The sequence below is a fragment of the Methylobacterium sp. E-005 genome (assembly GCF_022829725.1).
Taxonomy (GTDB): Bacteria; Pseudomonadota; Alphaproteobacteria; order Rhizobiales; family Beijerinckiaceae; genus Methylobacterium.
The window spans coordinates 1-14582 of sequence record NZ_JAKSYG010000220.1 but is presented as its reverse complement, the minus strand read 5'-3'; the positions used below and the strand labels follow the sequence as shown (position 1 = coordinate 14582).

Here is a 14582-nt window from a genome sequence, read left to right as displayed (position 1 = left end):
GCTGGCGTGGTTCGCGCTGGTTCTGCCGGCGCTGGTGCTCAACTATTGCGGGCAGGGCGCGCTGCTGATCTCCGCCCCCGACGCCCTCGAGAACCCGTTCTTCCGCCTGTGTCCCGACTGGGGACATTACCCGCTGGTGGCGCTCGCCACGATGGCGACGGTCATCGCCTCGCAGGCGATCATCTCGGGCGTGTTCTCGCTGACCCAGCAATCGGTGCAGCTCGGCTTCCTGCCGGCGATGCGCATCGTCCAGACGGCCCGGGAGGAGCGTGGGCAGATCTACGTTCCGATGGTCAACTGGCTGCTGGCCCTCGCCACCCTGGTGGCGGTGGTCATGTTCGGCTCCTCCGATGCGCTGGCCGGCGCCTACGGCATCGCGGTGTCGATGCTGATGGGCATCACCACGCTGCTCGCCGCGCTGATCGCGCTCCGCTGGGGTTACAACCCGGTTCTAGTCATCGCGGTGAACGGCCTCTTCCTCGTCATCGATCTGGTCTTCTTCGCCGCCAACAGCGTGAAGATCCTGGAGGGCGGGTGGTTTCCCCTGGTGCTGGCCGGCTTCGTCGCGCTGATGATGCTGACCTGGAAGAAGGGCACCGAACTCGTCGAGGCGGCCCGGGTCGCCCTGCGGCAGCCGGAGGATGTCTTCCTCGCCGGCCTCCAGCATCGCGACCTGTTGCGTCTGCCGGGGACGGCGGCCTTCCTGTCGGCGGCGGAACACGGGATCCCGCTGCACCTCTCGCGTTTCGTGGAGCGTAACCATGCCCTGATGGAGCGCATCCTGATCATCACGGCCCTTTACGAGGAGACACCGACCGTCCCACAGGCGCAGCGGGCGCACGTGACGATTCTGGCGCCGGACTTCTACCGGGTGATCCTGCGCTACGGTTTCATGGAGGAAGCCTCGATCCCCGAAGGCCTGGCCTGCGCGATCGAATCGCGCCATCTGCCGCCGCACGTGCTCGACGACATGACCGTTTTCGTCGGTCACGAGACGATCATCCCCACGGACGACGCGCGCGGCATGGCATCGTGGCGGGAGGGCCTGTTCGCCTTCATGCAGCGCAACGCCGAGCGCACCGGCGCCTTCTTCGGCGTGCCGACCCGGCAGGTGGTGGAGGTGGGGACCGAGATCGAAATCTGAGGGGCGCGGCGGCCACTCCGCGGTCGGCCTATCCGAGCGGAGCGCACCGAAACGTGTGATTCGCCCCACGGTCCAAGCGGAACCGTGAGCCCCCCGCCTCGTTCCGCCCCGACGCAGGCGGTGCGCCATCCCGGCGCACGCCGGATCGGAGGGACACGATGAACAGAGATCATCTCGAAGGCGGCCTCCGCCATCTGGGGGGCCGGGCCAAGACGGCGGCGGGCGCGGTCCGCGGCAATCCGGGAAGCCAGCTCGACGGCGCCTACGACCAGGCTGCCGGCGCCGCGCAATACGCCTACGGCGAGGCGCGGGACGCCGTGCGCGACCTGCGCCATGGCGGCGAGCACCTCGTCGAGGAGGGCCGGAGCCGGTTCCGCGACGTCAGCGCACGCGGGCGGGATCTGGCCGACGAGGCCGTGGAGCGCGGGCAGCATTACCGGGACCGCGCCGTGCGCCAGGGCCGCCACCTCGCGGCGCGCGCGGACGAGAACCGCGGCACGACCCTCGCCCTGGTGGCCGCCGTCGCATTCGCCGTCGGCTGGCTGGCCCGCCCGACACGGTAGACAGGCCACGGATTGTGCGGCTGGCGGGGCGGCGTGAAAGCCGCCCCGCCGCCCGGAACGCATAAAGACATCTTTATGTCTTGATTGCTTCGCGGCGCGCGAGGTGGTAGAGGCTCGCGCCGAACCCCACTGCGAACACGGAGCCGTCGACACATGGCCAAGGATTATATCGTCAAGGACATCGGGCTGGCCGATTACGGCCGCAAGGAGATCTCGATCGCCGAGACGGAGATGCCGGGCCTGATGGCGGTCCGCGAGGAGTACGGCGCGGCACAGCCCCTGAAGGGCGCCAAGATCGCCGGCTCGCTCCACATGACGATCCAGACCGCGGTGCTGATCGAGACCCTGAAGGCGCTCGGCGCCGATATCCGCTGGGTCTCCTGCAACATCTACTCGACCCAGGATCACGCCGCCGCCGCCATCGCGGCCGCCGGCATCCCGGTCTTCGCCGTGAAGGGCGAGACCCTTGAGGAGTACTGGGACTACACCTCGCGCCTGTTCGACTGGCATGACGGCGGCATGCCGAACATGATCCTCGACGATGGCGGCGACGCCACGATGTTCGTCCATCTCGGCCTGCGCGCCGAGAACGGCGACACCGCCTTCCTCGACAAGCCGGAGAGCGAGGAGGAGGAGGTCTTCTTCGCGCTGCTCAAGCGGAAGCTCGCCGAGAAGCCGAAGGGTTGGTTCGCGGGCCTCGCCGACAGCATCAAGGGGGTCTCCGAGGAGACCACCACGGGCGTCCACCGCCTCTACGTGCTGGCCAAGGAGGGCAAGCTGCTCTTCCCGGCGATCAACGTGAACGATTCGGTCACCAAGTCGAAGTTCGACAACCTGTACGGCTGCAAGGAGTCGCTGGTCGACGGCATCCGCCGCGGCACCGACGTCATGATGGCCGGCAAGGTCGCCATGGTCGCGGGCTTCGGCGACGTGGGCAAGGGCTCGGCCGCCTCCCTGCGCAATGCCGGCTGCCGCGTGCTCGTGTCGGAGATCGACCCGATCTGCGCGCTCCAGGCCGCCATGGAGGGCTACGAGGTCGTGACCATGGAGGATGCCGCCCCGCGCGCCGACATCTTCGTCACCGCCACCGGCAACAAGGACATCATCACCATCGACCATATGCGGGCGATGAAGGACCGGGCGATCGTCTGCAACATCGGCCACTTCGACAACGAGATCCAGGTTGCCGGTCTCAAGAACCTGAAGTGGAACAACATCAAGCCGCAGGTCGACGAGATCGAGTTCGCCGACGGTCACCGCATCATCCTCCTGTCGGAGGGTCGTCTGGTGAACCTCGGCAACGCCACCGGTCACCCGTCCTTCGTGATGTCGGCCTCGTTCACCAACCAGACGCTGGCGCAGATCGAGCTGTGGTCCAACCCGGGCAAGTACCAGCGTCAGGTCTACACCCTGCCGAAGGCGCTCGACGAGAAGGTTGCGGCCCTGCACCTGGAGAAGATCGGCGTGAAGCTCTCGAAGCTGCGCCCCGATCAGGCCGCCTATATCGGCGTCTCCGAGAGCGGCCCGTTCAAGCCCGAGCACTACCGCTACTGACGCGGGGACGGCGCGGCGACGCGCCGAACTCCCGGTTGCAAAGCCGGTGGGCGACGGGGCTTCTGGCCCCTGTCCCGACCGGCATTTTGAGGCCCGGCGCGCTGCGTCGGGCCTTCTTGTTTGTCAAGCTGTGTATGCAGGGTCGAACTGTGTCTTCTGTGTGTCGTTAACGATTGATTATGCGCGCCGGTCAAATGCCACGCTTCGTTCCCCTTCCGGGCGGATTCCTACGCACGGTAGAGTACCGGCGAATCTTTGATCGATGGGGCCGCGCCGGTTCGGGAGAATCGCCGCGGGGTCGGTGCGTTCTGCGCCGCGCGATGGCGCGCGCCGCTCGCATCGCCGTCGGTGGACGGGGGCAGGGCAAACCATGGGTGTCGGTCGACCGACCCACGTTCGAATCTGCGTGGGTGCGCTCACCCTGACCATGGCGAGCGCGGCCCTGGCCGAGCTCCCCGACGCGCCCGTGGCCCATTCGGGACGCGAGATCCACAGCGTGGCCGCGCTCGCAATCTTTGGCGGGCTGGTCGCCTTCGCGGTCATCCTGTCGCTGCTCCACCTCTACGAGCGCAACCGCTGGACCCGACGCGAGCGGGAGCTGGCCGCAGCCCTCGACATGCTCCGCGGCGCCCATGACCGCGCCGAGATGCTGCTGAACGCCGAGCGCCAGATCATCGTGACCTGGGATCAGCGCAGTGAACCGGTGGTGGAGGGCGACATCAGCCTCGCGATCCACGGCGAGCGGCCGGCCTCGGGCTATGCCCGCCGCGTCCTGGCCTTCGGCACATGGCTCGTGGCTGCGGACGCGCAGGCCGTCGAGACCGCCGTGGAGCTCCTGCGGGCGCGCGGCACCGGCTTCACGCTGAGCCTGCGGACGCAGACCGGCCGCAGCATCGAGGCGCATGGTCAGGCGGTCGCCGGCCGGGCGCTCCTGCGCCTGCGCGAGACCAGCCAGGAACGCAGCGAGATCGCCGACCTGCGCGCGACCCTGGACGAGACCCGCCGGGGTCTTTCGGCCCTGTCGGGACTCCTCGACGCGATTCCGCAGCCTGTCTGGCGGCGCACCCGCGAGGGCAGCCTGAGCTGGGTCAACGCCGCCTACGTCAACGCCGTGGAGGCGGAGAGCCGGGAGGCCGCCCTCGATGCCGGCCTGGAGCTGTTCGACCGGCCGGCCCGGGAGACCATCGCCCGCGAGGAGGCGGCCCGCGCCGCCGGTCTGACCCGGAGCGTGCCCCGCCTTTCGGCCATCGTGGCCGGCAGCCGGCGCATGCTGGACGTGTTCGAGACCAGCCTCGACACCAGCCGGGTCGGCATCGCCATCGACGTGTCGGAACTGGAGAGCGTCCGCGCCGACCTGCAGCGGCAGATGAATGCCAATGTCCGCACCCTCGATCAGCTGCCGACCGCGGTGGCGATGTTCGACGTGTCGCAGCGGCTGATCTTCCACAACGCGGCCTATCGCCAGCTCTGGGACCTCGATCAGGCCTTCCTAGACAGCCGTCCCTCCGACGGCGAAATCCTCGATCACCTGCGTGCGAAACGGAAGCTCGAGGAGCACGCCGATTTCCGTGGCTGGAAGCAGGGCGTGCTCGCCGCCTACCGGGCCGCCGAGGCGAACCAGACGTGGTGGTACCTGCCCGATGGCCGGACGCTCCGCGTGGTGGCGGATCCGAACCCGCAGGGCGGCCTGACCTACCTGTTCGACGACGTCTCCGACCATCTGAACGCCGAATCCCGCTATAACGCCCTGCGCCGCCTGCAGGCCGAGACCCTCGACACCCTGGCCGAGCCCGTCGCGGTGTTCGGGGCCGATGGACGGTTGACGCTCGCGAACCGCGCCTTCCTCACCGTGTGGCGGCTCGACCCCGCCATGGTGGAGGAGCGCCCGCACGTCGATGCCGTCATCGCGGCCTGCCGGGAACTGGCCCCGGCCGAGGAGCCCTGGCTCGATATCCGCGACGCCGTCGTGGGCCTCGAATCGCGGACCGCCCGGGCCTTTCGGCTGGAGGTGGCAGACGGCTCGGTGCTGGACTGCGCCGCCCAGCCGCTACCGGAAGGCGCGACGCTCCTCACCCTGATCGACGTGACCGCCAGCGTGAATGTCGAGCGGGCGCTCACCGAGAAGAACGACGCCCTGGAGAAGGCCGCGCAGCTGCGCGACACCTTCGTGCACCACGTCTCCTACGAGCTGCGCTCGCCGCTCACCAACATCATCGGATTCACGCAGCTCCTGGGCGACGAGACGGTCGGCGCCCTCAATGAGCGACAGCGCGAATATGCCGACCACATCATGCGCTCCTCGGCGGCGCTCCTCGTCATCATCAACGACATCCTCGATCTCGCGTCGATCGATGCCGGCTCGCTGGAGCTCCAGCGGGAGGACGTGGACGTTCAGGCGACCATCGAGGCCGCGGTGCGCGGGATCGAGGACCGGCTCGCCGAATCGCGCATCACCCTCTCCCTCGATGTCCCGGAGGATATCGGCAGCGTGCATGCCGACGGGAAGCGCGTCCGCCAGATCCTGTTCAATCTCCTCTCGAACGCGGTCGGCTTCTCCGAGGCCGGGCAGCGCGTGGAGGTCCATGCCCGCCGCGACGATCAGGACCTTCTTCTGAGCGTGCGCGATCACGGGCGGGGCATGCCCGCGGAGATCGCCGACTCGGTCTTCAACCGGTTCGAGAGCCACACCCTCGGCACGCGGCATCGGGGGGTCGGCCTCGGCCTGTCGATCGTCCGCTCCTTCGTGGAGTTGCACGGCGGCCGCGTCCATCTGGAGACGGCGACCGGCCAGGGAACCTGCGTGACCTGCACCTTTCCGCTCGATCCGACGGCCCGGTCCCGCCGCGAGCCGATCCTGGATGTCCGGCCGCCAGCCCTGCCGGCCACGGCCCCGCGGAAGCCCGGGCTGGCGCTGCATTAGGCGGTCTGACGGGCGCAAAAGGCGACGCCGATACAACCGTCAGGCTTGATTCTTCAGCCTACGCCGCGCAGCAGGGGGTATGTCCAAACAGGATCGCTCCGGCTGGGCCGTTTTCGGCATCGGCGACTTCCGCCTGTTCGGTGCGGCCCGTTTCCTCACGGGCCTCGCCTATCAGATGCAGGCGGTGGCGATCGGCTGGTTCGTCTACGACCTGACCCATTCGGCCCTGGCGCTGGGACTTGTCGGCCTTGCGGGCTTTCTGCCGGCCATCGTCTGCGCGCTGATCACCGGCCATGTCGCGGATGCCTACGACCGCCGCCTCGTCGGTGCCGGGGCCTTCGCGCTCCAGAGCGTGGCGAGCTTCGGCCTGCTGGCCTGCGCCCTCTCGGGCGTCCATGTCGTCTGGCCGATCTACGCCCTGGTGATCCTCGTGGGCACCGCCCGGGCCTTCGCCAATCCGGCCCTCCAGGCGCTGCTGCCGACCCTGGTGCCGACGGCCCAGTTCAGCTCGGCCATCGCGTGGAACGCCTCCCTGTGGCAGAGCGCCTCGGTGATGGGACCGGCGCTGGGCGGTTTCCTCTACGCCCTCGGGCCGGCCGTCGTGTTCGGCGGGGCGGGGGCGAGCTTCGCCCTGGCGAGCGTCCTGACGGCGCTGATCCGCTTCCGGCCGGCCGCAGTAAGCGAGCGGCCTCCGATCACCTGGGCGGCCCTCTCGGCCGGGATCGCCTACATCCGCTCGCAGCCGGTGGTGCTGGGCGCGATCAGCCTCGACCTGTTCACCGTCCTCCTCGGCGGCGCCACCGCGCTGCTGCCGATCTATGCCGGAGCGGTGCTGCATGTCGGCCCCCTCGGACTTGGGGCGCTGCGCAGCATGCCGGCCTTCGGCGCCGTCACCATGGCGGTGCTGCTGGCCAACTACCCCCTCCGGCGCCATGCGGGCCTGCGCATGCTCCGGGCGGCGGCGGTTTTCGGCGGCGCCACGGTGGTGTTCGGTCTGTCCACATCGCTGCCCCTGTCGATGGCCTGCCTGTTCGTCACCGGCGCCGCCGACATGATCTCGGTCTATGTTCGCCAGACCTTCGTGCAGGGCGAGACGCCGGACGCCATGCGCGGCCGGGTCTCGGCGGTGAACACGGTGTTCATCGGCGCCTCGAACGAGCTCGGCGAGTTCGAATCCGGGGTGCTGGCTGCGGCGATCGGGGCGGTCCCTGCCGTGGTGGTCGGCGGGGCCGCGACGGTCGGCGTCGCGCTGCTCTGGGGGAAGCTGTTTCCGGCGCTCCGGAACCGCGACCAGCTTATCGTGCAGGGATAAGAGCGATTATCCCCCGGCGGCACCATTCGGCGCGCAAAAGGGATAGGTCCTTGCGGACCGGTCTCTCAAGGGTGCGCCCTGCGGTCCGAGACGCTGTCGCACGCCGCCGTCCGAACACCCATCGCGTCTCGCCCCTCGCGGCCGGAGCCCGACTGGTAGCCGGGCTCCCGCTCGAATGCGCTCAGCGCCCGCCGAGCAGCGGCGACCAAGTCGGATCCGACGCGTAGGCCGGCGTCGGGACCGGCTGCTCGACCTTGCCGGTGATGTCGACCATGAACAGCTTGCCGCCGCCCTGGCCGCCGGGATCGCGGAAGAACAGCACGTATTGCCCGTTCGGCGCGAAGGTCGGCCCCTCGTTGTGGAACCCCTCGGTGAGGACACGCTCGCCCGACCCATCCGGCTTCGACACGCAGATGGCGAAGCCGCCGTTGCGCTGGCGGGTATAGGCGATCAGGTCGCCCCGGGGCGAGAAGGCCGGCTGCGAGGCCGAGCCGGCGCCGAAGGTGATCCGATGCGGGTTCGAGCCGTCGGCGCCCATCACGTAGACCTGCTGCGAGCCGCCGCGATCCGACTCGAAGGCGATCTGCGATCCGTCCGGCGAGTAGGTCGGCGAGGTGTCGATCGCCATGCCGTTGGTGATCGAGCGCTGGGCCTTCGAGGCGAGATCCATCGTCACGATGTCGGCGTTGCCGCCCTGCTGGACGCTCATCACGATCTTGCGGCCGTCCGGCGAGAAGCGCGGGCTCGCGCTCATCGAATCGACGTTGCCGAGCGCCTGCCGCGACCCCGTCTCCAGGTTGATCATCTGCACCCGCGGCTGGTGTCCGTTCGCCTGCGCCATGAAGGCGATGTCCTGGGTCGCCGGCGAGTAGCGCGGGGCCACGACCGACATCTCACCGCTGGTGATCGCCCGGACGTTGGCGCCGTCCTGATCCATGACCATCAGGCGCTTGCGGCGGTTCTCCTTCGGGCCGGTCTCGTCCACGAAGGCGATGCGGCTGTCGAACCAGGGTCCGAGGCCCGTGATCTTGGTGTAGACCGCGTCCGAGATCAGGTGTCCGGTACGCCGGACGTTGGCGGCATCGGTCCCGTATTGCTGGCCGGTCATCTGCTGGCCGGAGGTCACGTCCCAGAGCCGGAACTCGACCTTGACGCGACCGGCCTCGCGGACCACGCGGCCGGTGACGAGGCCCTGAACGCCGGTGGCGCGCCATTTCTCGAAGTTCGGGGCCGCGTCGAAGTTCGGCTGCTCGGGGAAACGTCCGTGCTCGAGGGGCGTGAAATACCCTGAGCGGCGCAGGTTGTTGGTCACCACGCCGGAGACGAGACCGGCGAGGCTCGGATCGCCGCCGAAATCCGCGATGGCGATCGGCATCGGCTGGAAGTTGCCGCCGCCGATGCGCAGCTGCAGCTGCGCCTGTGCGGGCCCGGCCAGGAAGGCCGTCAGCAGGGTGAAGACCGCGATCAGACGCGCGGCGATGGACGTCGGGCGGCGCCCGACGGAGGGCAGGTTCTGCATGGTGGGTCGGATCCGAGTGACGATCTGACGAGGCGGTCCGATCAGGGCGGAAGAAGGGCTGGAGACCCTCAAGTCGCCGTGAACTCGAACTCCGCGTTGATGGCCTTCCAGTCGTTGTAATACGGCGCGTAGGTGGCCGGGATGTTGTACGGCGCGCAGCGGCGGACCGCCCGGAGCGCGGCCTGCGCGATGGACTGGTCCACCGAACTCGCCCCGCCGCGCATGATCCGCGGCTCGGTGCTCAGCGAGCCGTTCGGGTTGAGGCGGATGTCGAGGACCGGCAGGACCACGCCCTGCGCCGCCCCGGGGGGCGCCGAGTAGCAGCGCTCGATCTGCTGCTGGAGCAGGCCGACCAGGGCATCCCGCAGCGACGGCGACAGGCGCTGGGCGTTGCCGGTCGCCGCGCCCAGGGCCGCCACCTTCTGCACGGCGTGGCCCGTGGCGCCGGTCGATTGCGACGGCACCTTGGAAGCCAGCATCGAGCGGATATCGCCCGCGTTGAACTTGTTGGCGAGTTCGGCCTGCTTGCGCGCCTTGGCCTCGCCGTCGGCCTTGGCCTTCGCATCCGCCATCGCCTTGGCCTTCGCCTTGGCGGCGGCATCAGCCTTGGCGGCCGCTTCGGCCTTGGCGGCTTCCGCCTTAGCCTTCGCGGCAGCCTCCGCCTTCTCGGCCTCAGCCTCGGCGAGTTCCTTCTGGCGCTCGGCTTCCGCCTCGGCCTTCGCCTTGGCGTCGGCGGCCTTCTTAGCGGCTTCCTTGGCCGCTTCGGCCTTGGCGGCGGACTCGGCCTTCGCCTTGGCAGCGGCGTCCTTCTGGGCGGCCAATTCGGCCTCAGCCTCCTGCTTCTCGATCAGCTTTTCCAGCTGCTCGCGCTTCTCGGCCTCGACCTTCGCGGCCGCATCCGCCTTGGCCTTCGCCTCGGCCTTGGCTTCAGCCTTGGCGGCAGCGGCCTTCTCGGCAGCCGCTTTCTCGGCCGCAGCCTTGGCGGCTTTCTCGGCTGCCTTGTCGGCGGCTTTCTCGGCGGCGGCCTTCTCGGCGTCGCGCTTCTCCTGGGCCGCCTTGGCGGCCTGGGCGACCGCCTGCGGATCCGGCTCGGCGCGCAGCGGCATCTCCTCCGCATTGGCGAGCTTCATCTCGGCCGTGCGGGTGGGGGCGGTGGGCGCGTCGGTCTTGGAATTCTCGGGCTCGCGATCCTCGACCTTCTCGGCCTTGCGGTCGGCCCGCGAGGTCGCGTTCGGCATCGGCTTGTCGGCCTGCCGCTCGCCCTTGGTGATCTCGGAGAACTGGTTCTCGGTGATCACCTCGACGGGCACGCCCTCCTGGGCCTCCGGCAGGGCCGGGGCCGCGATGCTGAACAAAGCCAGCGCGAGGAGCGCCACATGGGTGCCGGCGGAGATCCAGACACCCGGCTCTTGACGATCGAAGCGGAACTCCACGGCCAACGCCCTACTGATGCTCAGGCTCGGTCACGAGGGCGACCTTCTTGAAGCCCCCGCCGGTCACGATCGCCATCACCTGCGCCACGCGGCCATAATCGACCCGCTTGTCGCCGCGCACGAAGACGCGCTCCTCGGTCCCGGTCTTGGCGGTCTCCATCAGCTTCGGCACGATCGTGTCGTCGGTGAGTTCGTCCTCGCCGAGGAAGATCTGGCCGGTCTGGCGGATCGACAGGGTGATGGGCTTCACGTCGGAATTGAGTGGCGAGGCCTTCGACTGCGGCAGGTCCAGCGGGACGCCGACCGTCATCATCGGCGCCGCCACCATGAAGATGATCAGGAGCACCAGCACGACGTCGATGAACGGCGTCATGTTGATCTCGTTGATGGGCCCGCCGCGCCGGCCCCGGCGGCGACGCTTGCCGCCCCCCTGTGATCCGCCCGCTGCCATACCCATGGATCGGTCTCCTCCGGAACGGCCTCAGGCGGCGAGCGGCAGGCGCTCGTCGATCTGGCGCGACAGGATGGCGGAGAACTCGTCGGCAAAGCCCTCCAGCCGCGACTGCAGCTTGGCGACCTCGGCCTGGAGCTTGTTGTAGGCGAGCACCGCCGGGATCGCCGCGAACAGCCCGATGGCGGTGGCGAACAAAGCCTCGGCGATTCCGGGGGCGACGACGGCGAGCGACGTGTTCTTCGAGGCCGCGATCGAGGTGAACGCGGTCATGATGCCCCAGACCGTGCCGAACAGGCCGATATACGGACCCGCGGAGCCGATCGAGGCGAGGAACAGGAGGCGGGATTCGAGACGCTCCACCTCCCGGTGGATGGTGACGTCGAGCTGCTTCTCGATCCGCTGCGACAGGGACTGGATCTGCCGGCCCGACCCCTCGAACGAGCGCTTCCACTCGCGCATGGCCGCGACGAACACCGCGGCGAGCCCCGTGGCCGGGCGGTCGTTGAACGAACGGAACAGCTCCTCCAGGGAGCGGCCGGACCAGAATGCGTCCTCGAACGCGTCCATCTCGGCGCGGGTGCGGCGGAACAGCAGCGTCTTGTCGACGATGATCGACCAGCACCAGATCGAGGCTGAGAGCAGCCCGATCATCACGATCTTCACGACGAAGTGGGCCTGCAGGAACAGACCGAGCAGCGTCATATCGGCGACAGGCGCGGCCTGCATCGCGTCGGCTGGGTTCATCCGTCGAGGTCTCCTGCTCCGGACCGCGCTGCGCCGGGCGAGGCCCGCGTCCGCCGGATCCGTGAGCGATATCAACGCTGTCGCCCGCGAATCTGTCGAAAGTAAGGGCCAGCGGCGGCCCCCGCGCCCCGCCGTGGCAGCGGGTCTGTTAAGGGCGCGGCAGGGTTAAGGATCGGTTTCGATCCCGGCGATCCTGAGGCGTCCGGCTGTTCGAACGGGGGCGGGGTGGACCTGCCGGAACCGGCTCCCTTATGGTCGCGGACGCTGGCGCCGAGTCGCGCGCCGTTCGAGACAAGCACAGGAAGCGCATGACACTTCCCGTCCCCAGTCTTCAGGAACTCCTGCCCACGGGCCATGCCCGGTTCCTCGGTTGGTCCTGCATCGCCGATCCCGCCATCGCGGGGGCCCTGGCGCGGGCCGGGTTCGATGCCGTCCTGCTGGATCAGCAGCACGGCGCCTACGATTACAAGACGAGCTGCGCGGCGATCACCGAGGTGGCGCTCGCCGGCAAGCCCGCCCTGGTGCGGGTGCCGGTCGGCGAGTTCGCCATGGTGTCGCGGATGCTGGATGCGGGCGCGGCGGGCATCGTCGCGCCGATGATCAACACGGTGGCGCAGGCCGAGGCCCTCGCCGCCGCCGCCAAGTATCCACCGGTGGGCGAGCGCAGCTGGGGCCCGGACCGGGCGATCGTGCTGTCCGGGCTTCGGGACAGCGCGGAGTATCTCGCGGTCGGCAACGCCCGCGCCCTCACCATCGCCATGTGCGAGACAGCGGAGTCGATCGCCGCGCTGGAATCGATCCTGGCGGTGCCGGGCATCGACGGCATCCTGGTCGGGCCCGCCGACCTCTCGATCGCCCTGTCGAAGGGCGCAGCCATCGATCCGTCGGGCTCGGCCGTCACGGCGGCTTTGGGCGAGATCGTCCGCAAGACCCTGGCGGCCGGCAAGCTGCCCTGTGCCTTCGCGCCGTCGGCCGCCCGGGCACGCGAGATGGTGGCGATGGGCTTCCAGCTCGTCTCGATCGAGTACGACGCCATGACGATCGCCGCGGCCTTCGGACGGCTGCTGCGTCAGGCCGACCCGTCCCGGACAGGGTGACGCTTATCCAGCCGGGGCGAGCTGGCGCCGCAGAACCTCAGGGAGCCTGACGGCCCGGCCGTCGCGGACGCAGGCGACCGTCACCGCGGCGACGACCAGTGTCGCATCGTCCCGGCGCACCTCCTGGGTGAGCTGCATGGAGGCGCCGCGGAGCGAATTCGTGTGCGTGAGGACCGTCAGCAGATCGTCCATCCGGGCCGGACGAACGAAATCGAGGCTCATCCGCCGGACCACGAAGACGAGGCCCTGCGCCTCGCGGTGCAGGTCGGACTGGTCGCCGGCGAGGCCGCGGAGCAGTTCCGTCCGCCCGCGCTCCAAGAAGCGCAGATAGCTCGCGTGATAGACGAAGCCCGAGAAATCGGTGTCCTCGTAATAGACGCGCACACGCATCCGGTGCGGCTGACCGTTCTGCGTCTGGTCGCCGGTCGACGGCTCGATCACGCTCATACCGTTCGTCTAGCGGCTTTCTGAGCGGAGGTGCAACGCGACGAAGGCCGCCTAGGGGCGACCTTCGCGGAGTTCGGGTCGGGGACGGTTCGATCAGCCGCCGATGCGGTTGGCGAGGGTTGCCGAGTGCGCGTGCTCGTCGGCGATATACGGCAGGGCCTCAGTGGCGAACTTGCGGCCCTGGGCGTTGTCGCCCGACTTCGCGTAGGCGTCGTACAGCGCCAGCGTCCGGGCGTCGGAGCGGGCCTGCTGGTCGATGTAGGTACGGTCGAACGAGCGGCCGTTCGGGGCCGATTGCAGCTGCGCGAGGCGCGCCTGGCCGCGCTCGCCGAGCGCCACGCGGCGGCCGGGCTCGGCGGGGCTGTTGTCGACGAGGCCGACCGCACCGAGCGCGCCGCCGACGATGCTCGTGCCGAGGTTCGCGGCCACGGTCACCGGGGCGAGCACGAGCCCGATCGGGTTGCTCAGATCGGTCCGGATGCCCTGGTTGTCAGAGACGACCGTGCCGTTACGCGACAGGGAGGTGTTCGGCGGCAGCAGGGCGTCGGTGGTCGCCTTGCGCTCGACGAGGACGCGATTGGCGTAGTTCCGGACGTGGGGGTTACGCGACCGCTGCAGGGCGATGCGGCTTGCCTCGATGCTGGCGGCGTCCGAACGCAGGGCCTCGGCGCGGAAGGCCGGGGTCTCGGTGGCGGCGGCACCGATGCCGTCCTGCTGCGCGAAGGGCGACACGCGGATCGGCAGTGCGTCCTGCGCAAAGGCCGGCGCGGTGAAGGCGGCGGAGAGGCCGAGGACGGCGAGCGTCATTTTCTTCATGGCGGAAGTCTATCCTGGTGTTGTTCTTGATGGCTCGAAGGTCTGTCGCGCGCCATCGGGCGAAGCCATGAGCGCAACAGCCTAGCCGGCGCCTCATCGCGTTGGCGCGGTCGCCTCCACAACAGGTGCGTTTCAGCCCTGTTCCATCGCGCGCAGGAATTTCTCGCCGCACCAATTGCTTAAGTATCCAACGATAAGCTTGGCTTTACGGTCGAAGATGGCGCGACAAAAGGCCAATTCCGAGAGGATGTTATTACGGTTGCAGCGCGGCACGCCTTGTGACGGCTGCAAGCGGCTAGGACCAGCGGCACATGAGCCGTTCGAAGTGCTGATGCGAGCGAGGCGCATGGACGCGCACGGCGTCGTGATCAGTTGCCGCCGCCGTCGAAGAAATTGGACTGGTCCTTGGAATCCCGGCGGGGCTCGGCGACACCGAGGTGCTTGTAGGCGTGGCGGGTGAGGACGCGTCCGCGGGGGGTGCGCTGCACGAAGCCGCGCTGGATCAGGTAGGGCTCGATGATGTCCTCGATCGCGTCCCGCGGCTCCGAGAGGGCCGCCCCGATCGTCTCGATCCCGACA

13 protein-coding genes are annotated in these 14582 nt (G+C 69.1%); 6 read left to right on the top strand and 7 right to left on the bottom strand.

Going from position 1 to position 14582, the window contains the following annotated elements; all coding sequences use genetic code 11:
• From MKK88_RS26735 to MKK88_RS26715, 5 genes are all read left to right on the top strand, one after another.
• Window positions 1-1144, top strand: a 1144-nt coding sequence (locus tag MKK88_RS26735; protein WP_244005237.1) for a KUP/HAK/KT family potassium transporter, incomplete at its 5' end; no start/stop codon positions are given.
• A 158-nt stretch (window positions 1145-1302) separates the two neighbouring features.
• The gene (locus MKK88_RS26730; RefSeq protein ID WP_244005235.1) at window positions 1303-1707 is read left to right on the top strand and encodes a CsbD family protein; all 405 of its coding nucleotides are present in this window, start codon (window positions 1303-1305) and stop codon (window positions 1705-1707) included.
• Between the two features lie 153 nt (window positions 1708-1860).
• Window positions 1861-3261 (top strand): adenosylhomocysteinase, encoded by a 1401-nt coding sequence (gene ahcY, locus MKK88_RS26725; protein WP_244005233.1) that lies wholly within the window; start codon window positions 1861-1863, stop codon window positions 3259-3261.
• Window positions 3262-3631: 370 nt separating this feature from the next.
• On the top strand, window positions 3632-6181 hold the full coding sequence (locus MKK88_RS26720; protein ID WP_244005231.1) for a sensor histidine kinase: 2550 nt from the start codon (window positions 3632-3634) through the stop codon (window positions 6179-6181).
• Between the two features lie 79 nt (window positions 6182-6260).
• Window positions 6261-7493, top strand: a complete 1233-nt coding sequence (locus MKK88_RS26715; protein WP_244005229.1) for an MFS transporter — start codon at window positions 6261-6263, stop codon at window positions 7491-7493.
• A 181-nt stretch (window positions 7494-7674) separates the two neighbouring features.
• Here the strand turns inward: MKK88_RS26715 and tolB are convergent, their stop codons facing one another.
• The 4 genes from tolB to tolQ all read right to left on the bottom strand — a co-directional run bounded on the left by tolB (window position 7675) and on the right by tolQ (window position 11643).
• Window positions 7675-9012, bottom strand: a complete 1338-nt coding sequence (tolB, locus tag MKK88_RS26710) for a Tol-Pal system beta propeller repeat protein TolB (RefSeq protein ID WP_244005227.1) — start codon at window positions 9010-9012, stop codon at window positions 7675-7677.
• 68 nt (window positions 9013-9080) lie between these two features.
• The gene (tolA, locus tag MKK88_RS26705) at window positions 9081-10445 is read right to left on the bottom strand and encodes a cell envelope integrity protein TolA (RefSeq protein ID WP_244005225.1); all 1365 of its coding nucleotides are present in this window, start codon (window positions 10443-10445) and stop codon (window positions 9081-9083) included.
• 10 nt (window positions 10446-10455) lie between these two features.
• Window positions 10456-10902, bottom strand: a complete 447-nt coding sequence (locus MKK88_RS26700; protein ID WP_244005223.1) for an ExbD/TolR family protein — start codon at window positions 10900-10902, stop codon at window positions 10456-10458.
• Between the two features lie 24 nt (window positions 10903-10926).
• The gene (gene tolQ, locus MKK88_RS26695; protein ID WP_091713126.1) at window positions 10927-11643 is read right to left on the bottom strand and encodes a protein TolQ; all 717 of its coding nucleotides are present in this window, start codon (window positions 11641-11643) and stop codon (window positions 10927-10929) included.
• 308 nt (window positions 11644-11951) lie between these two features.
• On the opposite strand from tolQ, the gene MKK88_RS26690 reads away from it, so the two are divergent.
• Complete coding sequence (locus MKK88_RS26690; RefSeq protein ID WP_244005221.1) at window positions 11952-12740, top strand: HpcH/HpaI aldolase family protein; 789 nt, start codon at window positions 11952-11954, stop codon at window positions 12738-12740.
• A gap of 3 nt (window positions 12741-12743) precedes the next feature.
• On the opposite strand, the gene ybgC is transcribed toward MKK88_RS26690, so the two are convergent.
• From ybgC to MKK88_RS26675, 3 genes are all read right to left on the bottom strand, one after another.
• The gene (gene ybgC / locus MKK88_RS26685) at window positions 12744-13187 is read right to left on the bottom strand and encodes a tol-pal system-associated acyl-CoA thioesterase (RefSeq protein ID WP_244005219.1); all 444 of its coding nucleotides are present in this window, start codon (window positions 13185-13187) and stop codon (window positions 12744-12746) included.
• Window positions 13188-13280: 93 nt separating this feature from the next.
• Window positions 13281-14003 (bottom strand): DUF4142 domain-containing protein, encoded by a 723-nt coding sequence (locus tag MKK88_RS26680; protein ID WP_244005217.1) that lies wholly within the window; start codon window positions 14001-14003, stop codon window positions 13281-13283.
• 368 nt (window positions 14004-14371) lie between these two features.
• On the bottom strand, window positions 14372-14582 hold a 211-nt coding region (locus MKK88_RS26675), incomplete at its 5' end, for a Holliday junction DNA helicase RuvB C-terminal domain-containing protein (protein ID WP_279602554.1).